The sequence below is a fragment of the Methylobacterium sp. ap11 genome, from assembly GCF_900110515.1.
Taxonomy (GTDB): domain Bacteria; phylum Pseudomonadota; class Alphaproteobacteria; order Rhizobiales; family Beijerinckiaceae; genus Methylobacterium; species Methylobacterium ajmalii.
Genome location: NZ_FOEB01000016.1, coordinates 81,674 through 102,276, shown reverse-complemented (window position 1 = coordinate 102,276; position 20,603 = coordinate 81,674). Strand labels below are relative to the sequence as shown.

The 20,603-nt window shown below is 65.0% G+C and carries 10 protein-coding genes; 4 read left to right on the top strand and 6 right to left on the bottom strand.

Features of this window, described 5'->3' with window-relative positions:
* Nucleotides 1–259: 259 nt before the first annotated feature.
* The 3 genes from BMX97_RS21505 to BMX97_RS21495 are packed head-to-tail and all read left to right on the top strand — an operon-like array spanning nucleotide 260 to nucleotide 12,251.
* Entirely contained in the window at nucleotides 260–4,375 is a 4,116-nt protein-coding gene (locus tag BMX97_RS21505) for a peptidoglycan-binding protein (protein WP_091753297.1), read from the top strand.
* Entirely contained in the window at nucleotides 4,372–10,344 is a 5,973-nt protein-coding gene (locus BMX97_RS21500) for a DUF3320 domain-containing protein (RefSeq protein ID WP_244538571.1), read from the top strand. The genes BMX97_RS21505 and BMX97_RS21500 overlap by 4 nt, the downstream gene beginning before the upstream one ends.
* 47 nt (nucleotides 10,345–10,391) lie before the next feature.
* Nucleotides 10,392–12,251, top strand: a complete 1,860-nt coding sequence (locus BMX97_RS21495; protein ID WP_091753296.1) for a DUF262 domain-containing protein — start codon at nucleotides 10,392–10,394, stop codon at nucleotides 12,249–12,251.
* Between the two features lie 65 nt (nucleotides 12,252–12,316).
* On the opposite strand, the gene BMX97_RS32255 is transcribed toward BMX97_RS21495, so the two are convergent.
* Nucleotides 12,317–12,679: a helix-turn-helix domain-containing protein gene (locus BMX97_RS32255; protein WP_143074676.1), complete on the bottom strand. Its 363-nt coding sequence runs from the start codon at nucleotides 12,677–12,679 to the stop codon at nucleotides 12,317–12,319.
* 51 nt (nucleotides 12,680–12,730) lie between these two features.
* Between BMX97_RS32255 and BMX97_RS21490 the strand changes: the two genes are divergently transcribed.
* Nucleotides 12,731–13,216 carry an NADAR family protein gene (locus tag BMX97_RS21490; protein ID WP_091753295.1) on the top strand — a complete coding sequence of 162 codons (486 nt, stop codon included), beginning with the start codon at nucleotides 12,731–12,733 and terminating at the stop codon, nucleotides 13,214–13,216.
* Here BMX97_RS21490 and BMX97_RS21485 read toward each other — a convergent pair.
* From BMX97_RS21485 to BMX97_RS21465, 5 genes are all read right to left on the bottom strand, one after another.
* The gene (locus tag BMX97_RS21485; RefSeq protein WP_091753294.1) at nucleotides 13,195–14,148 is read right to left on the bottom strand and encodes a PfkB family carbohydrate kinase; all 954 of its coding nucleotides are present in this window, start codon (nucleotides 14,146–14,148) and stop codon (nucleotides 13,195–13,197) included. The two genes, BMX97_RS21490 and BMX97_RS21485, sit on opposite strands and share 22 nt — an antisense overlap.
* A gap of 15 nt (nucleotides 14,149–14,163) precedes the next feature.
* Nucleotides 14,164–16,110 (bottom strand): Cof-type HAD-IIB family hydrolase, encoded by a 1,947-nt coding sequence (locus BMX97_RS21480; protein WP_091753293.1) that lies wholly within the window; start codon nucleotides 16,108–16,110, stop codon nucleotides 14,164–14,166.
* Nucleotides 16,111–17,064: a hypothetical protein gene (locus BMX97_RS21475; RefSeq protein ID WP_091753292.1), complete on the bottom strand. Its 954-nt coding sequence runs from the start codon at nucleotides 17,062–17,064 to the stop codon at nucleotides 16,111–16,113. It lies immediately after the preceding gene.
* A 136-nt stretch (nucleotides 17,065–17,200) separates the two neighbouring features.
* Nucleotides 17,201–19,078: a hypothetical protein gene (locus BMX97_RS21470; protein ID WP_210187662.1), complete on the bottom strand. Its 1,878-nt coding sequence runs from the start codon at nucleotides 19,076–19,078 to the stop codon at nucleotides 17,201–17,203.
* Nucleotides 19,079–19,120: 42 nt separating this feature from the next.
* Nucleotides 19,121–20,275 carry a phosphoribosyltransferase-like protein gene (locus tag BMX97_RS21465; RefSeq protein ID WP_091753290.1) on the bottom strand — a complete coding sequence of 385 codons (1,155 nt, stop codon included), beginning with the start codon at nucleotides 20,273–20,275 and terminating at the stop codon, nucleotides 19,121–19,123.
* Nucleotides 20,276–20,603 lie beyond the last annotated feature (328 nt).

Genomic DNA, 20,603 nt, shown 5'->3' with positions numbered 1-20,603 from the left:
CGATGATAATATGATCTCTATGGATACGAGCCATCCTCCGAAATCATGTCGAGGGGCGTGCTGTAAATTTACGTTGATGAAATGTTTGCTTTGATGTTGCAAGCTCGTCAACCGGCGAAATAATGCATTGCGCGCGGCGTTCGATGCCTTGAATAAGAATCGCAAACCAGCGACACAGATTGCAAAGTTTGCGCAGGGTGTCGCGATGAGTCGGGGTGGATGGCGCGGTGTTCTGCCGATTGTGGCGATCGTGGCTTCGATGGGTCCGGCTGTCGCGCAGGTTACGCCCCTCGACATCTTCGGCGGTCTGCTCGGTGCAGCCCAGATCCAGTCCGCGCGTGAGACCTGGGCGCGGCTCTCGACCCTCGACCGATTCTGCGTCGACCGCGCGCTCGCACGGCGGAACACCAACATCGAAGGCCTGATCCAGAGCGGCATCGGCCCCGACGACGGACGGCTCGGCAGCATCTTCGGAGAGTGCCGGCGCTTCACCGAGCCGGCCTTCCGACGCAATTTCAGCTGCACGACGACGGACGAGCACGGTTGGTCCGTCGCCACCACCTGCAACCAATCCTTCGCCACGCGCGACGGCAACAATCAGGTCCGCCTCGTCGAACCCCGGGAGGCGATCGAGCTGCATTTCTCGGGCACGCGGATCGTCGTCGCCGAGGTCGAGACCGGCGAGGCACGCGAAACGCGGCAGGCCCGGGCGGAAGCGCAAGGGCGGGCCGAGCAACTCCAGGTACTCAAGACCAACCTCGCTGCGTACCAGCGCGACGCATCTCCGGTCGTGCGTTCCGAGGCCACGCGGATCCAGGGCCGGATCGAGCAGCAGCTCGCAGCCCGCACCGGTCCGTCCGCGCCCGACACCGAGACGATCAACCGCGAGGTCGGCGGGCTCGGCCCCTTGTCGCAGGCCGAGGCCGTGCGCCTGTCCGCCCTCGATCGGATGAGCACCTTGCGGGCCCAGGCCGAAGCACGCACTCGGGGCGACACCCCCGAAGGGCTCAAGAAACGGCTGGCCGATCTGCGCAAGGAGGCGGTCGCCCTGTCCGAGCCGCCGCGCGCGATCCAGCCTCCGAAGCCGGCCGCTGCGGCCCGCGATCTGGGACCATCCTTCGACTGCGAGCGGGCCAATACCCCGCTACCGACCCTGATTTGCGAGGATGCCGGCTTGCGCCGGATCGACCTCGAGATGGCCCGGCCGTTCTACGTGCTGCGCCACCTCAAGCCCGAGGCAGGGGCGGAGCTGAAGGCGGAGTCGAACGAACTGGTCGAGCGCACGCTCAAGACCTGCCGCATCCCGGACTCGGGCAAGGTCACGGCGGCCCTGCGCGCCCGCGCAATCCCCTGCATCGCCGCGACCTACCAGCGCCAGAAGGAAGCGTGGGCCGCGCGCGTCGGCCGCGACGGACCGCCCGCCGCCCGGCAGGAGATCGGCCGGCCGATCGAGGAACATTTCCGCCTCCAGGAGGCCCTTCGCACCGCCGGCCACCTGGCGGCCGATGCGGTCGCCGACGGCGTCTACGGCGGCATCACGCGGCGGGCGATCGTCGCCTACGCGGAGGCCCAGGGCCTCCCGGGCGACGGCTTCCTCGGTGCGAGCCTCGCCGATCGGCTCGGGCGGGGATCAAGCGCCGGCCCGAGCCTCGTCTTCGTCACGGATCCGGGCCTGCCCGCGCGCATCGACGCGGTCGCCCGGCGCTACGAAACGTATCTCAACGACCTCGGCGTCGAGGAGCAGGACCGGAGCGCACAGCTCCAGGCCCAGCACCGGCTCGACGAACTGCGCAAGCGCGCCGAGACCGTGCTGAAAGGTCCGGTGCCGGACGATCTGCGGCCCGAACTGGCCGTCATCCTGCAGCAATCCGAGGGGGCCGCCCCGCGCGATCTGCCGCGTCTCGCCGACACCATCGGTCAGCGCTTCGCCCAGATCGCGCCGAGGCTCCGCGAGGCCGAGGCGGTGCAGCGGGCCGTCACCGACAAGAACCGCTTCCTCGTCGAGGGGGATGCCGGCGACCTCGTGCTGCTCTTCAACAGCTCGCCGCGTGCGAACGCGGTCGTGCGCGGCCTCGACGGCAACCTCGTCTTCGATCCCGAGCGGACGGTCGCCTGCGCCCTGCCGGATGCTCCCACCGACCGCATCGTCCTCGAACAGCTCGTCGCCACGCTGCGCAGCCTCAAGGCTCCGATCCGCGAGACGCTGCCACGCTGCACCAGCGCGCAGCAGCTGAGCGCCGACCTCCTCGCCCTCGAGCGCGGTGCCCTGCGGGCACAATCCGGGCTGTTCGCCACCATCGCATCGGCCGTCGATACCGGGGTCTACGCGCTCGCCGGGACGGTCCTAAAGAGCGACATCGAGGCGGCGCGCCAGCAGGAAGGGATCCGCGCGGCGGAGGCCGAGAGCGAGGTGGCCCGTGGAACCTCCGACGGGCTCGCGGTCCTCGCCTTCGGGGCCGGTTCGCGCACGGTCTGCCGCGTGGCATCCGGCGACAAGGCGCTGCACGACCGGCTCCTGGAGCCGCACGAGGCCTTGCTCAAGGCCGAACTCCGGGGTGCGACGACCGTCGTGGCGGCGAGCGCCGACGGCGCGTTCCTGTCGATCAAGCGCGGGCAGTGCGGGGCCGTCTACGGCAGCGCGAAGGATCTAGCCGTCCTGATCAAGGGGCTCACCCGGGACGGCGTCGGCTTCCGCTTCCTGCCGATCTGGATCGCGCCCGACACCGTGTCGAAGGCGCAGGCGGCTTTGGCGGAGCAGGGCGAAACCCAGCGTCGCGAGCGCGAGGCGGAAGCGGGCCGGCGCGAGCGGGACCAGGCGCAGAGCCGGCGCGCGGCCCTCGTCGAGCGCCTGAAGCGCGACGCGACCGAGGCGGAGACGACGCTGAAGGGCGGCATCCCGCAGGATCTCCAGACCTTCCTGTCGGGGTTCGTCGCCGACGTGACCGGGATCGTGCCGGAGACCAGCGACGAGCGCCTGAAGGAACTCACTGAAGCCTATGCGGGCAAGCGGGCCCGGATCGATGCGGCCGCGCGGCTCGCCCAGGCGGTGACGGGCAAGAGCCGGTTCCTGCTCGAGGGCGGTCGCGGCGACCTGATCATGCTCCACAACGACAGCGGCAAGGCCCCGTCCGTCGTGCGCAACCTGCGCGGCGAACTGGTCTTCGAGGACGGCCGGGCCGCCGCCTGCCTGTACCACGCACCGCTCTCGGACGTGTTCCTGAACCGGCAGATCCGCGACCGGAGCGCCGGGCTCGGGGCCAAGCTCGACCTGCCGCTCCAGGCCTGCGGGCCGAACGACCTCGCGAAGCAGGACCTGATCTTCGCCGAGCGCGAGCGCCTGCTGCGCGAGCCCGTCGACCGGGTGATCACGCTGGTCGAGGCCGTCAACGGCAACCTGTTCGCCCGGCTCGCCGTCGTCGATGCGGCGGCGCTCGCCGCCGTGCGGCAGGCGGACGCCGCGAAGGCCAACGAGGTCGAGGCGCTGGTGCGCGACCGCAAGGGTGAGGGCTTCGCCGTCGTCGTGGTGCCGAATCCCTCAAACGTGCTGTGTCGGGTCACGCCCGACAAGGCTGAGGCGCATGCGGCCATCCTCACCCGCCTGTCGGATCGGATCGGCGACGAGCTGCCGGGTCGTCCGGTCGTCGCAGCCACCTCGGCGGACGGAGCCTTCATCGCGGTCAAGCGGGCCGAGTGCGGCGCGGTCTATGCCGGGTCGGCCGATCTCGCCGCGATCACCGAGGCGATGACCCGGGACGGCCTGTCCCACCGCTTCCTGCCGCTCTGGATCGCGCCGTCCGAGGTCGCCCAGGCGCAGACCGAGATCGACGAGGGCAAGACGCGCAGCGCCGAGGAGCAGTTCAAGCGCCAGCGCGAACTCGACGACCGGCGCAGGCTCGACCGCGAGAAGGAGAAGGACGAGAGCGCCCGACGCGAGACCCGGGAGAGGGCGTTGCGCGCCCAGTACGGCGAACGGGCGCGGTTCTTCGAGCAGGCTCTCGGCGAGGAGGCGCGCGGCTTCGCGACCGGGACGCAGCCCGACGCCTTCCTCTCGCGCTATCCGCGGCTCGCGCGGCACTATCAGACCCAACGCGAGGATCGCTGGGAGTTCATGTCGAGCGAGACGGCAGTACTCGATTACGGCACCGCCCTCTACAAAGACCGCCCCCTGGAGACCGCGCTGGCGACGACGCGGATCAGGATGCGCAACCGCATCAAGGGCGAGTACCAGGACGTCTGCTACGTCACCGGCTACGTCAACGACGCCGAGTTCGGGGTCACGCGGGATCCGTTCGGTGAGCCCTGCGACGAGGTCGGCCCCAAGCTTGCCCGCTACAAGCTCGGCGAGCGCTTCTCCAGCCGGTGGATCGCGCAGTGAGCCTCGAGACGATCGAACCCGTCGCGGACATCGAGACCGAGGCCGCCGTGCGCGTCGGCTGCACCGCCACGGAGCACGTCAGTCTCGCCTATCATGAGAACGCCATCCCGGTGATCCGGGAGATCGTCGTCACCAATTCCTCCGATCGCGACCTCGTCGACCTGCTGATCCGGGTCGAGAGCCGACCGGCCGTCGTGCAGCCGCTGACCCTGCGCATCGACCGGATTCCGGCCGGCGCAAACCATCACATCGAGGCTCCCGATCTCCGTCTCGATGCTGCCTTGCTCGCCGGGTTCACCGAGGCGAGCCGCCTGGAACTGGCGACGATCCTGGAAGAGGCGGGGAGCGAGCGCGCACGGGACGTGGCGGAGATCCGCCTCCTGCCGCCGTCGCATTGGGGTGGGGGCGTCAGCGCGCCGGAGCTGCTCGCCGCCTTCGTGCGGCCCAACGATCCGGCCGTCGACGTGGTCCTGCGTGATGCCGCGACGAAGCTCGGCGAGGCCGGGCGCGAGACCGGGCTGAACGGCTACACCACCGGCAAGAAGGTCCGCGCCTGGGAGCTCGCCGCGGCGATCTGGGCGGCGCTCGCCGACCGGAGCATCGCCTATGTCCTGCCGCCCGCGAGCTTCGAGCGGGCCGGCCAGAAGGTGCGCGGTCCGAGCGAGGTGCTTGAGCGGCGGGTCGGCACCTGCCTCGACCTCTCGCTCCTCTACGCCGCCTGCCTGGAACAGGCAGGGCTCAACCCGGTCCTGGTGCTGACGGAGGGCCACGCCTTCGTCGGCCTGTGGCTGCAGGACGAGGATTTCTCCTCGGCCGCCATCGACGACATGCAACTCCTGCGCAAGCGCCGGGATCTGCAGGACCTGATCCTCGTCGAGACGACGTTTCTGACCCACAACCCGCCGTCAGGATTTTCGGCGGCGACGGCCCGAGGCAGTGCGCAGGTCGAGGACGATGCTCCCGCTGCGCTCGAGGTCGCGATCGACGTCCGCCGGTGCCGCCGGCGCGGCATCCGCCCGATGGATCTCGGGGAGAGCAGGCCCGGCATCGCTCCCACGCCGACGGCTTCGATCAACCAGCCGATCGCCCCGCCGCCCTCGCTCGACGACGACGAGCCGCGGCCGCCCGTCGACGAGGCCCCGGAGACCCCGGTCGGTCGCCTGGAGCGCTGGAAGCGCAAGCTTCTCGACCTCACGCTGCGCAACAAGCTCCTCAACTTCAAGCCGGGGACGGGGTCGGTCGCCCTCGAATGCGTCTCCCCCGGAGCCCTGGAGGACGGCCTCGCAGCGGGGCACGAGTTCCGGTTGAAGCCCGTCTCCGACGTGCTCACCGGGTCCGACGAACGCAGCGCCGACCTCTACGCGAGGCGGCATCAGGACGATGGCCGTCGCAGCTATCTCGAAGCGGCGCTCGCCCGGCGGGAGATCTACACCACCGCGACGGAAGCCGATCTCGATCGCCGGCTGCTCGATCTCTACCGGCTCGCCCGCAACGGCTTCGAGGAGGGCGGGGCCAACATCCTCTATCTGGCGATCGGCTTCCTGTCGTGGACCCGCAAGGAAGGCGAGGCGGCCTATCGCGCGCCCCTGCTGCTGGTCCCGGTCGCGCTGAAGCGCTCCAGCGTGCGCGCGGGCTTCCGCCTGGCGCTGCACGACGACGAGGTGCGGATCAACCCGACCCTGCTCGAGATGCTGCGCGAGGATTTCCGGTTGCGGATGCCGGAGCTCGAGGGCGAGCTGCCGCGGGATTCCTCCGGCATCGACGTCGACGGCATCATGCGGATCGTGCGCGGGCATGTGCGCGACCTGCGCGGCTGGGAGGTGGTGCCGGACGTCGTGCTGTCGGCCTTCTCCTTCACCAAGTACCTGATGTGGAAGGACCTGGTCGATCGGGCCGAGCTCTTGAAGCGTAACCCGGTCGTGCGGCACCTGATCGAGACGCCCAAGCACTCCTACGGCGACGGCACGTCCTTTCCCGAGCCGGCGAGCCTCGATCGGGACCATCCGCCCGAGACCGTGTTCGCGCCGCTCTCGGCCGATTCGTCCCAGCTCTCCGCGGTGCTGGCGGCGGCGCAGGGCAAGGACTTCGTGCTGTTCGGGCCGCCCGGCACCGGCAAGAGCCAGACGATCGGCAACATGATCGCCCAGTGCCTCGCGCAAGGGCGCACGGTGCTGTTCGTCTCGCAGAAGACGGCCGCGCTCGAAGTGGTGCAGCGCCGCCTGCAGGAGATCGGGCTCGGCGACTACTGCCTGGAGGTGCACTCGACCAAGGCGCAGAAATCGGCGGTGCTCAACCAGCTGCGCAAGGCTTGGCACGAGCGGACGACGCCCTCGCAGGGGACCTGGGACGAGGCCACGCGCGAACTCACCGCCCTGCGCGACGAACTCAACGGCCTCGTGAGCGCACTCCACCGGCGGCGCGAGAACGGTCTCTCGGCCTACGAGGCCTTCGGGCGCGTGATCGCGGCCGGCGGCGGCGATGTCGGGCTTCGGCTCACCTGGCCGGACCATCTCGCCCATGACGCGCAAACGCTCGCGACGCTGCGCGCAGGTTGCCGCGAGTTGCGTCCGGTCCTCGCCGCGGTGGGGTCGCTCGACGATCATCCTCTTCAGGGCGTCGAGGCCACGCAATGGTCGCCGGTCTGGCGCGACGACATGAGCGCCGCGATCGAGGCTGTCGAGAGCACGCTCATGGCCCTGCTCACCAGCGGACAGGCCTTCGCCGGGGCGATCGGTCTGCCGTCCCTGCTTGCGACCTACACCGGCACGCGCGGGCTCGTGGTTCTCGGCAACTTCTTGGTCCGGCCCGAAGCGCGATGCGGAGCCGCCTTCCTGGCCGATGGCACGGGCGACCTGCATCGCGCGGTCACCGCACGCGAGCACTTCCAGGGGACGCTGGACGCGCTGCTCGGCCGCCTGTCCGGCCGGTACCGTCCCGGCATTTTCGATCAGGATCTCGCCAACCTCCAGGCGGAGTGGACGGCCGCGCAAGCCTCGAACTTCCTGGTGAAGGGCGGAAAGCTCAAGAAGGTCCGAACGCAGGTCCAGCCCTATGCCGAGGGGGCGCTGCCGGAGGATATCGGACCGGATCTCGTCGGGCTCATCGAGGTCGCCCGGCACGTGAAGGCAGGCTGTCCCGGAGATGCGCTCCTCGCCCGGCTGGGGCCGCCCTGGAGCGATCCGAACACGCCGGCCTCCGAGTTTCAGGCGGCCGTCGCCTGGGCCGAGAAGGTCGAGCGTCTCCTCGACATCCTCGGTCCGCCCTCGCTCGGCATCGAGGGCTTACGCGATCACTTGGTGCAGCTCGTCGAACGCCAGGCCCGGGCCCTGGGCGAGGGCGGTCGTATCGCGCAGGCCTATGCGGCCTTCGAGCAGGATCGCGGGCGGGCGACCAAGGACATGGGGGCGCTCGGCCGGCTCGCCGGGCGTGCCGATCCCGAAGAGCCGCTGGCGACCGGGTCCGACTGGATCGACGCCAGCATCAGTCGGGCACGGCTCTGGGCGTCCGGGCTCGGCCGCGCGCAAGGGTGGTGCGCCTGGCAGGCGGCCGCCCAGAACGCCCGCGGCCGCGGCCTCGCTCCGCTGATCGAGGCGCTGGAAGAGGGCAGGGTCGCACCCGATCGGGCCGAAGCCGCATTCGAGACGGCTTACGCGCGCTGGTGGATCGACCGCGTCGTCAGCCACGATCCGGTGCTGCGCAGCTTCCTGCCGGAACGCCACGAGGACACGATCGCCCGTTTCCGCGCGGCAGACGCCCGCGTCACCGAACTCTCCAAGCAGGTCGTGCGCTCGCGGCTCGGCGGCGGCATTCCCGGACCCACGGCCTTCGGGGCCGATCCGGAATGGGGCACGCTCTCGCACGAGCTGACGAAGAAAGCGCAGCACGTGCCGCTTCGCAAGCTGTTCGGGAAGATGCCGACGGCGCTGACCAAGCTCACTCCCTGCGTGATGATGAGCCCACTCTCGATCGCGCAGTACCTGCCGCCCGACAAGGAACCGTTCGACGTCGTCATCTTCGACGAGGCCTCGCAGATCTCGCCCTGGGACGCTGTCGGGGCGATCGCCCGGGGCCGGCAGGTCGTCATCGTCGGTGATCCCGAGCAGCTGCCGCCGACCAATGTCGGCGACCGCGGCGTCGACGACATCGAGGACGGCAGCGACGTCACCGACCAGGAATCCATCCTCGACGAGTGCCTGGCGGCTAACATCCCGCGGCGCAACCTCGACTGGCACTACCGCAGTCGCCACGAGAGCCTGATCGCCTTCTCGAATGCCCGCTACTACGGCGGGCGGCTCGTCACCTTCCCGTCGCCGGTGACCGACGACCGCGCGGTACGGCTGTCCTTCGTGCCGGACGGCGTCTACGAGCGCGGCGCGGGCCGCGTGAACCGGCCTGAAGCACAGGCGATCGTCGCCGAGATCGTGCGCCGCCTGCGCGATCCGGGCTTCGCACAGGAGCGCCGCTCGCTCGGCATCGTCACCTTCAACGGCGAGCAGCAGCGCCTGATCGAGAACCTGCTCGACGCGCAGCGGCGGTCATACCCGGAACTCGAGCCGTTCTTCGACAAGGACCGCTGGCACGAGCCGGTCTTCGTGAAGAACCTGGAGAACGTGCAGGGCGACGAGCGCGACGCGATCCTGTTCTCCGTGGCGGTCGGGCCGGACCAGGCAGGCCGGCCGGTCAGCACCGTCTCCTCCCTCAACAAGGACGGCGGGTACCGCCGCCTGAACGTCGCGATCACCCGCGCCCGCCGCGAACTCGTCGTCTTCGCCTCGCTGAAACCTGAGCAGATCGACCTCGGTCGGACCCGGGCGCGCGGCGTGCGCGACTTCAAGCACTTCCTCGAATTCGCCGATCGCGGGGCACGGGCGCTGGCCGAGGCCTTCGCGCCGACCGGAGGCGACGTCGAATCCCCGTTCGAGGCCGCTGTGCTCGCCGGCCTCGAGGCGAAGGGCTGGCACGTGCACACCCAGATCGGCGTGTCGGGGTTCCGGGTCGACCTCGGGGTCGTCCATCCCGACGCACCCGGCCGCTATCTCGCCGGCGTCGAGTGCGATGGGGCGACCTATCACAGCTCGGCCACGGCGCGTGACCGCGACCGCCTGCGCGAGCACGTGCTGACCGGTCTCGGCTGGCGCATCCGCCGGGTCTGGAGCACCGAGTGGTGGATGGACGCGGAAGCCGCGCTTGCCAAGCTCGATCAGCGCCTGCGCGAAGATCTGGAACAGGATCGCGTGCGCTCAGCCGCGGCTCCGGCTGAAAAATCTCCTGAACCTGTCGACGTGAAACTGGATGCGCTCGACCACGCGGAAGACCTGTCGACGGATGTGACCGCCGCAGATGTAGTGCCGGAACCAGCCAACGATCCGCAGCCGGAACGAGATCCGGAGCTGCCACGCCTCTACGCGGACCAAGCCAGGCCCTCGACCGCCCCGACGATGGAAGCCGGGCCCCTGCATGACGAGCGCGTCTACCGGATCGCCGACTTCGCGGATCTTGGCTTGCCGGTCGAGCCGGAGCGGTTCTACGACGCCGCCTACCGCCCGACCCTGGCTGCGATGGTCGCGCACGTCCTCACAGTCGAAGCGCCCATCTACGAGGATGTCCTCGTCCGGCGCATCGCCCGCGCGCACGGGCTCGGCCGTGTCGGCCCCCTGATTCGCGCAGCGGTGTCCGCCCAGATCGACGCTTCGATCGCACGCACCGACGACGACGGCCGGACTGTCCTATGGCCATTGGGCCAGGAGCCACGGGCAAGCCATCCGCACCGGTCGGCTGACGCGAACTTACGCGGCCACAACGACACGCCCATGGTGGAACTTGTGGCACTCGCAGGCACCCTGCGATCCAACGCCTCTGAGACCGAACGCGTGAGAACGATGGGGCAGAGACTCGGCTTGTCCCGCATTGAGGCATCCGCGCGATCTCGGTTCGAGAGAGCAAGTCTAGACGCGCGAAAAATTCTCTAAGCAGACAAATCAGTTCGCGAAGAACCTTTTGATACGAGAGAGGCTCAATGAAGCCGTTCACGCGCACGATCATCGATCTGTTTGACGGAAAGCGGCGCTATCTGATCCCGCTTTATCAGCGCCAATATGCGTGGAAAGTAACGCCGCAGCTTGAGCTGCTGTGGCAAGACATCGCTCGCGAGGCGGGCCAGCTCGAGACCGGCGGCGGGGCGATTGCGCCACACTTTATGGGTGCGATCGTGATCGCCCAGGTAAAGACGTTCGGCAAGCAGGTTCAAGCATTCGAGGTCATCGATGGACAACAAAGGCTGACCACGTTTCAGCTCTTGATGGTAGCCCTTCGTGATGTAGCGGCAAAATATTCGCCAGAGTACGCTGCCGAAAGTGCCAAGCATCTGATCAACGACGGAGTGATGGAAGACGCTGCCATCGAACGCTTCAAGCTCTGGCCGTCGCTTGCGGATCGTCGGGCGTTCACCCATGTCGTCGACCCAACCGCCACGGTGCCTGGGCTTGATGTCATAGACGCAGACGGAGACGGCGTCGTTCGGCCGGCGACGGCGGCACATGCCTTCTTCGCCGAACGCATTGAGGCACATATCTGCCCCGGCGGGGTCTATGATCCATTCAAACTTGAAAAACTTTTCGAGGCTCTGAAGACGGGCCTCGCAGTCGTATCGATCGAATTGGAGGGCGGCGACGATCCACAAACGATCTTTGAGACTCTTAACAGCCGCGGAGTTGATCTTACAGCTGGCGACCTGATGCGCAATTTCATATTCCAGCGGGCCACCGGCTTGGGGATGGTGGCAGGCGATCTGGCTATCGATAACCTGTATCGGGGTTATTGGCTGCCTCTAGACGCATGGTTTTGGCGCGAGGGTGATACCCGTGGTCGTTTGACACGCTCACGATTGGACTGGCTACTCTCCGACCATCTCGCGATGATGAAAGCAGAACTGATCTCTGTAGAGACGTTGTTCGAGAGTTACCGTAGGTGGATCATCGACGGCAAACCGTTTGGGGGCGATGTCGAGGCGGAACTCAGAGCGATTGCTGCGAGCGCGACCGTATTTCGGAGGTTGACCGGGCACGACCGGAATGACGTGCTTGGCCGCTTTGGTCGGTTCTCGCGCGCATTCGACGTATCTACCGCGACACCGCTAGTACTCTACCTCGGCACCACCATTGAGGATCCGGCCGAATTAGGCGCGGCTCTGGGCTATATCGAGTCGTTCATCGTCCGGCGTGATATCTGTGGACTGACGACGGCAGGCTACAACAAGATTTTCACAGACCTCATTGCGAAGCTGAGAGCAGTAGAGCGATCTGCACTGCTGACGACACTACGCGACGGCCTGGCTGCTGGGACGCTCGATACGGCTCGTTGGCCCGATGATGCCGAGTTTGGCGATGCCTGGCGCTCCCGTACTCAGTACAAGCCTGCGCGACAGGCGCGGTTGCGCCACCTTTTCGAGCAGTTGGAGGAGCGCAAACGAACCAACGTGTCCGAAATCATCGAAATCAAGACAGACCTCACGCTCGAACACATCATGCCGCAGAAGTGGCGGGCGCATTGGCCGATCGCCGGCTTCGGCCACGAGGACGAGGCAGCGCCAAGCGCCGAGTACCTGTCTCGACAAGCGGCCCGTGAAAGCAAGGTGCATACCCTGGGCAATCTGACGCTACTCACCCACGCTTTGAATGCCTCTGTTTCGAATGGCGCGTTCTCGGTAAAGATGCCTGCGATTCGGGCGCAGTCGGCACTGGTGCTAAATCGAGAACTGCACGATCACTCCGAATGGGATGAAAATGCAATTACGATTCGTGGAGCGGCTCTGTTTAAGGTCGCAGCACTGCTGTGGCAGGCCCCGCCAGTTCCAGTTACTGGATCAGCGCGAATATAAATTCCAACTCAAGTCGAGTCTGACGTCATGAGCTGGCACCGTTTACAATAGACTGTGGGATCAGACTACGAGGTTTCACCGTCGCCGGCCGATCGAAGGTCTGCGATCGCTTTCAGCAGCCTTTGAATCGTCCTTGCACCCTCTGGGGTCTCGTCCCAGAGGCGGCGCATGCTTGACTGTGCTGCTGCCCACTCGGGAGCCACGTCGTCGAGGTCTGGCTGAAGCCGGGGTACGCTGACACCGAGCACGTTGCAGATTTGCACGACGTTGTGGCTGAACGTCTTGAAATGACCCGCACAGATGCGTCCGGCTTGGCTTGGATGAACCCCTGAAATCTGCCCGAGCTGCGTCAATGTCAGGCCGCGCCGTGCCTGAGCCACCGCAATTTTTGCCCGAAGGTCGACAAGCTGCTTGTCCGTTGGCTTCATGCAAATTAGCATGCAAAATAGCTAGCGTTTTTGCAAGGTGGGGCAAAGCCGATGGACGAAATCCGGTTCTATCGTGCGAGCGAGAAGCCGTACGGCGCGTTCAGCAACCTCTTCCGGCGGAGCGTCACGTTCGAGGGAGAGTTCTTCGCGACGAGCGAGCATGCCTATCAGGCAGGCAAGGCCCGCAAGCCAGCTGTAAAGCAATGGCTCATGGCAGCACCTTCGCCGGCGCTGCTCGCGATGGCTGCGCACGGTCTCTACTACTGGGACGTCGCCCCCGGCTGGTCCGCGACCAAGTTCGACCGCATGCGGGCCGTGCTGCGAGCGAAGTTCACGCAGCACGCTGACTTGGGCGCATTACTTCTCTCGACGGGCAATGCGACTCTCATAGAGAGTGCGACGGTCGACAACGAGGTCAACCGCCTCTGGGGGCAGGTCAACGGCGTCGGCAGGAACATGCTAGGCATGCTCCTTATGGAGCTGCGGGCCGAGCTTCGCGCCGAATGCGATCCGACCTATTCCGTCGCCGCTGAGTAGCCTTCGGCGTAGCCTCGAAGGAGCGTGCGCACGTAGTCCGCGCCTCGATGCCTGAACAGGCCGCGAGCGCCAGCATACGCGCAATTCTCAGCCGCTAAACGCTGGCCAGAAATGATGCCGTCCAAAAGGCTGGTCGCCCGGAGATCGGTGGATGCGAACTGGTTGGCCAGCATCCAGTCAATGACGCCGACGCTGACCATGTCGCCGGATCCGCAGGTATCCAGCACGGTCGGAGCGGCAGCCGCTGCACACCAAGTCACGCCATGGCGATCGCTGACCTCAAGGCCGGCGGCCCCGTAGGTCACGATTCGCACGCAACGCGACTGCATACCGGAAAGGCGCTTACCCAAGCGATCTTCCGAATATTTCAGGATGGACACCACCTTAAGTGCCTCATCAAATAAGTGCTCGTCGTGGATCTCTGACGGTTCGAAGAAGATAACGGCCCCGGCAATGCTCGCCATCCTCATCGCCGCTAGTATGCTCCCGGAGAGCCGATCCGCATAGAAAACATTGCAGCGGGTCAGTACGGCCCGCGCCAGTGCGAGTTCGTCCTCTCCAATGGGTTCATAGTTCGGGAACGCTTCGTTAGTCTCAGGACACATGAAACTGAAGTCGTGCCGCCCTGAACGGGTATCGAGGGACTGCGCAAGGACGGGCGAGCGCAAGTCTCCACGCCGGCTGATGTACTCGACGAGCGCACCCGCATGGAAGAGCTCCGCGACGAGTCTCTCGCCCGTCTCGTCATTTCCGAGTGCAACGACGGGTGCGACGTCGCGATGGAGCATAGCCAGCGACACCAGCACGTTCCCGCACGACCCTCCGAGCGCCTCGTCTGTTAGGCTGCCATCCGCGTAGACCCGGTCGAGGACGATAAAGCCCGTCCCCGCCACGTCGACTTTCCGGCTGCATCGGTGGCTTGCGTCGCGCATGTTCACTTTATGTACTCATCGGCCATGGCTGTCGAGCGCGAGCGAGGTGATGTCCAGGCTAATGCCCCCGCGGCGCGACGGCATCAAGGCACGGAGCAGCTTAAGAAGGGCTTCCGGGCCAACAGGGGCGGTACCGAACAGCGACCAGCAGCCGTCCGGCGCGTCGCAAACGTCGCCGACGCTGATCCCAAACGGGTGGGAAAGGAAGGCGTGATCGTTACCGTTCCTCGACCCGCTGTCGCCGATGCAGAGGATCTCTGTCCCGGTGCGCAGGGCCGACCTCATGGCCGCGGCAACGACGAGCTTGCTCGATGCTGCGGGGATGATGTCGAAGCTGTGCCCGGATCCTACAATCCGGACCCGTCCCTCGGTCAGCGCCGGACAGGCGGAAAGGTCGAGCGCGAAGCGGAATGGATGCTGTAGAGCGTCCATCTCGACGGTGATCTGAACCCCCCTCTGCCTGAATCCATATTTCGCAAATAGATCGGGCCGGTTGCGCAGCCACTCGGCGACCTCCTCGATCCCGGGGTCGGTTGGCGCAGGATCGGCGGCGATGTCCACATCGGCGGTTCTAAGGTGGCCGCCATTATAATATCCGATGAGGATTTCCCGTGCCATATTCGGCGGGAAAATCTTCCGAAGTTCTTGTCCGGCCGACCCACCACGGCCCGTCGCTATACCGATCGCTAGGCCAGCGTTGTACAAGCGGATCAACTCCCCGACGATTGCGGCGTCAGGCGGATGGGTACGTCGGTGGGTCGAAACGATGGTCCCATCGTAATCGAGGACCAAGCCACCGACGTCCGATGCTGCGAGCACCTCCAGGCGGTTTTGGGAGATCAACGCCAGCGGATTATCGCCGATCTCTCCTCGATCCACCCTCGCCATCGCAGCGCGTTTTTGGCGGACGGCTGGTGGCAGTTGGCTGGCCGTGTCGGCGAGTGAGCGATCCGCGTAGATCTCCCGTCCAAACTCACCCATTCCAGGCTTCCCCGGGTCTATACCCCGCACAGTCCCAAGTGCCTCGATCAGGCCGAGGCCGTCGATCAGCGACAGCACTCCTTCGAGGCGACCGCAAGTCCCGTGATCGAGGCTTAGGCGGCGCACGAAGTCGGGGATAGCGGCATCGATGGCAGCCCAGGCGGCACGAGACTCGCACCCCGTGAGCGCGAGGATGAACGTCTCGCGGCCCCGGTGATGAAGCCAAGCGTGCCGGCCATGGGCGAAGTTCCGGATGTCAGTCGTTTGGACTGGGCAGATCGCCGCCTCCCACACTGACGTATCGAGCAGAACCGCGAGCGGTCTCAGGAGCGGGTCGGCGGCGATGACGATTGTGTCGTGGCTGCCGAGGCTCTTCCACGCATCAACGGTCCTTGAGCGTGCCTCTGGATCGCGTGCCGCAGTCATCCGGGCGGTGAGGCAGCCAACGAGCGCCTTCGTCCCTTGGGGATTCGGAGAGTTTCGGTCGCTGGCAAGTAGCAGTGCCGCGCTCGTCGCCAAGAGAGAGTGCGTTGCGAGGTATCCATCTTTGCGGTCAGCGACGGGTACGACGTGTGTGGTGCCGCTACCCCGCCCGACGACCTCGACCGCGCTGCCGTGCGGGTTCCGGGTCACGAGGTGGAGGGAAGCGCAGTGGCGGTCGAGGGCGGCTTTCGCTGCCGCCGCAACGTCCGCGTTGTCGCTGCCTGCGCTGAAGAGCCAAACATCGGTGCGATCAAGGCCGTGCAGTTCGAGCACCGCCTGCATCGGTGTCTGGATCAGAGTCGGTCCGTAACCGAGGGTGTCACGACAGCGCGCAAGGTACTCCGCGGCGACGGCCGAGCCACCTGAACCGATCGCAAGCACGTTGCGGTCCTTACCCTGAGATAGGGCACCCGCGAGCAACTGGGGATCGTATCCCTCAAGAAGATCCAGTGTCGCCGGCAGGGCGTCGAGCTTACCGCTGAATTTCGGGGTGGTCATTCAGGTCTGACCCGCTTTGTCATAGCTGCCATAGAGGGGACCAGATAAAATTAGATGCACGTCTGTCTCGCACGGACCATCCGCTGGCTCAGCAGCGTCGACGATGGAGTAGCTCTCGGTCTCTTGGTAGTGGACGGCCATCTCATGCTCGATCGCGGCCATCAGCGCACCGGCCGCGAGCACTTTGCTGCCCACCGGCGACAGGATCATGCGCGGTTCGTACGTATCGCCGATAGCGCGGTCGAAGCGCTTCTTGAGTGTCGAGAGGGTCCGGTAGCAATCGAGTGGGTTCTTTTCCGACGCGTACAAGATATCCCGCGGATCGATTTCCCATTCGTCCGTAAGGGCGACTTGGTACTCGGATAGGAGGTCATCCGCGCGTCGAGGATTGCGTGACGGGAAGGGCAAGAGCGGGCAAATCTTGTAGCAGCGTCCGATCGCTGCCCCGATTCGAGTCAAAGATGCGGTTCGTCCGTGCGCTAGCTGAGGTATCCAGATTTGGGCGAGTTCTTCCGCACTCCCAACGATCGGCGGGGCAAAGCCACGAACCGGGCTAGTGCGACTGGACGGGATAGTGACGATCCGGTCATCCAACTCTGGGTTCGACGTGATCATGAGGTGGAACGCCCGATCGACCTCTGCCTCGCAGTCCTCGAGTAGGATGCGCGCCGCTGGAAAGCCAATTCCAATCGAAAGGGCGCTTAGGTCGAGAATGACATCCGTCACGCCTGCGGGGATGGGGTTATCCGAGAGGATCGCTGCAATGCGGGTCCCGCCCACAGGAGCGCTGTCGTCTGCGAAAACCTCGATTCGGAAGATGCGGCAGTCGGGCACGATGGCGGCGAGCACGGCTTCGTTCGCGTCAGCCCGTGCGATCAGCTCCTCGGACGCTCCGGGCCTTTCCTCGCGGACGAAGTAGGCGGCGAGTCGGTCGCCGAGGGTGCCTGCGAGCATCCTCGCAATCCTTGCCGATCGAGGGTCAAACCCAGCAGCAGCTACGAGCAGAACTCGCCTCGAAGTGTCGGCGTAGTACTCCGCAATGAAAGTGGCCACGTCGGCGTCAAAATTAGCTATACAGTTGGCCCAATGATCACGCATCGGAGGGGCCCATTAAGTTGCGCAAATAGTCGATCTTTTTAGGTAAGAAGCCACCCCGGTTGAAGGTCAGTCCGTGTACGAGGCTAACCGTCCCCGTAAGCTCGATGAGAGCCCACTTCTTGCCGCCCTGCCCATAATCGCGTTCAATCGTGATTGCACCGTTCGCGATAGCGTACTTCAAGATCGTTCCGAACTCATCATCGAGTGGAACCGCCAGCAATTCCTCCTCCAATACGGCGACCGCATTCGCGCCCGCTCCAAGTGGCGCATTCGGCAGGACAGATTCTGCTACGCATTCCCGACCGATCGCATCGACCATGGCGCGAACCCTCCCCGCGTGGGGGAATGCCCAGGCGTCCATGATCGCCTTCGCCTTGCTAGCGAGGATTGTCTGCTGGTCTTTGGCCGGCAGCGGAAGGGCAACGTTTCGAATCGCCCGCGTCTCAATGCTCGCGACCAGGGCACCAGCGAACTGCAGGAAGACCTCAGCGTTCTCGTTGCTCGCGCTACAGATCTCGTCGACGCCGTAGTGCAGGGGGCGCGCGAACTCGTGATGCAGGTGGAGGCGCGCACCGTGGGCGATGTCGGCGTCGGCCTTGAGCGGCACCTTCGGATCCGGGTCGAGTTCCTCGAACAACGAGGGCGTCGAGCGCGCGATTCGAATTGCGTAGCGATGCAGTAGGATGCGCTTCATCGCCAGGGCCACCTCTGGGCCCCCGTCGAAGGATCGCGTACGCTGAATGTAACCGTCCACGAGGTCGTCCACCTCCTTACGTCGGCTCGCACCGATCTCAAGCCTGGCCTGATCGCGGTCAACCTGCTCCTCCAGTTTCCTGAGTTGCCCCGCAGCGAAACGCGGCGGCTCGCTCGGCAGGAGGCGATCGACGTCCGTTGCGTTGCGGTTGCGCAGTGCCTCGACGAGGGGCAGGTAGCGATTTGCCATGTCGCGCGCCATCCTGCCGAACTGTCGGCGTGCCGATTCCTTCCTGGTCTCGGCCTGCATTCGGATATCGACGAAGTCCCGACCTTTGGCGCGGTTATGTGTCGGTTGTTCGCCTACCGACCGGAGGACCGCACCTGGGCTCAGCGCGTCGAGGCGCATCATCATCCAACGGCCGAAGCGCATTTCGCGATGCGACAGCGTCTCGAACATGGCTTCGAGTTGATCGTGATGAAGGGCATGCACGTCGTCCAACATCACGAGCGGGTTGAGCTCGATCATTTTCCCTTGCCATTCGATGCGGATGCGGTGGATCGCGTCGAAGGGCGCGTAAGGCGCTGTTGCGTCCTTAGGCAGGTTCTCGATCTTCGGCGGCCGGAGCCCTGCGCCAACAGAATAGATTGCGCGCTGCACGGCAAGGGCCCGCTCGCGGATGCCTCTGGCCGATAGGCCTCCGATCTGCTCCAGATGAGCCTCATAGTCGGCTCGTGGGACAAACTCGATGCCATCGAGATCCCGCGTTCTGTTCGCCGTCAAGTTTCGAAGTAATCCGAGCATCGTCCGGGCCTGAACCAGCCAAAAGGCGAGCTTGGTCTTCGTGGCCGGATCGTAGGGCAGTTCCCAGAAATCGCGGTATTCCGACTCCATCGGGACGCGCACCGCGGCAACACGTGGCCTTCCCTGTTGCAGAAAGCCCGCCTGTCCTAAGGACGCGGCAAGGTCACGATTGGTGGCGTTTGTCACGTCCTTAAGGATCGTCTCGACAATCCTGAACTCGGCAAAGGTGGCGAGCATGGTCTTTCCGCTGCCGGGCGCACCGATAATGCGCACCGGCACCTCGAACATGTCGTCCTTGTGCTTGTTCGTAGCTAGAAAGGTCGTGAGCGGGGTTGGACTGACGATCGAGAGGAAGGACTCGTCGTCGCGCACGTTCTCGGTCGCGCGCCGTAAAAATGGGTTCGCCATGGCCGATTAACCGTGCCTGTCGCGCCGGAGGAACAGAGAACGCATCGGTTTCCCCTCTTTTCCGTCAGTCTCTGCCCAGAGAAGAGGGACAGAGTTATTTGGGGTGTTGTGCTCTAGAATCATTGGCAACGCGCAGTTCGCATAGCCGAAGCGCATGTCCACCTGTCCAGCTTCTTTGCAATGTTTCTCAAGGCGCTTGAACAGGTCATGATCGTAGTATCGCTCACATAAATCGATGATCGTTGAATCGGATTCTTTCGTAGGAAGTATTTTTCGCGTCTCTTCGTCGACGATGCAGATTCTGAGTTCGGGCGGGAGAAGCATACCCTCGGTAATGATAGCTTTTCCAAAATTTCTATCCGGATATTTGTGCTCGGCTTCCTCGATTCGATCACACAAAACACTGTGCGCCTGCGACGTTGACACATAATGATGGATATGAAGCGTGTACCCTCGTGAAAGGGGGAATTGTGCTCCAAGCCGCGCCCTCGCGTCACGCACGATGCCTTCGAACTTCGCGAGCTTGCCCTTCGGCTTGCCTTCTGGAAACCGGATGAAAGTCGTCCCCGAGGCCGTAAAATCGTCGATGAGGTAGACATCGTCGAACGTCGCTTCGCTGCCGAGATCGTTCCTAAGATCTTCGGCGAGGCCTTTCCACTTGTCGTCGTCGATGTTCATCATAGGGACGACCTGCTCTTGCGACAGTCGGCCGGCATTTGCGCGACGAAGGATGTCGATACGGCTACCGTCGCTCAAGCCCACGAAGAGACATCGGCGCAGGTGCTGATCGAAGGTCCTGGATGCCTCCGGCGTCTTCCATACCTCGTAGGGTCTGATACCCAACTTGCCCGCGACGACGCGGCGTAGGTAGGGCGTTACGGTCTCAGGGACGAAGCAGTCGATAAGCCGCTGCATCTCGGCGCTCGAAATGTATACGAGACGTGTTTTAACGAAAGCGTAGGCGACATCACGGTCGGCTTCCTCAAAGCGTCGCAGCCACGACACCAAACTTTCGAGAAAGCGCGCGCCAGCGCGAAAGTCAGAGTAAGTATCGTATTTCATTGAAGACATGAGATGCAACCACGCGTACTCGCGAGTTGCAACCTCGTTGTCCCACTTCATGACGCTAGCAATAAGATTAAGCGCAAGCGTATTGATCATCGGCCTCTCGCACCGTGGGCGTTTCGATCGCCTCGCGGAGCAAATTGAGCTTGCACCAGGGAGCGGCTATCTTGTTCTATTTTGGCCGACGGCGACGGCACAACCCGACGTGATGACGCGCCTGATTTGCGGCGGAGATCACACCATAGATTGTGCGCGGCGTCCAGGATCAGCAGCGTACGCTCGCCCGACACCGCACAGAGTCGCTCGTAGCTGTCCGTGACAGCCAAGCGGAACACCCCTTGGCTGAGCCGCGATCGCACCAGGGCCGGCGCGCCGTATCGTGGTAGCCGCCAGCGCTGACGTTCGCGCGGCCATTGCGATCCGC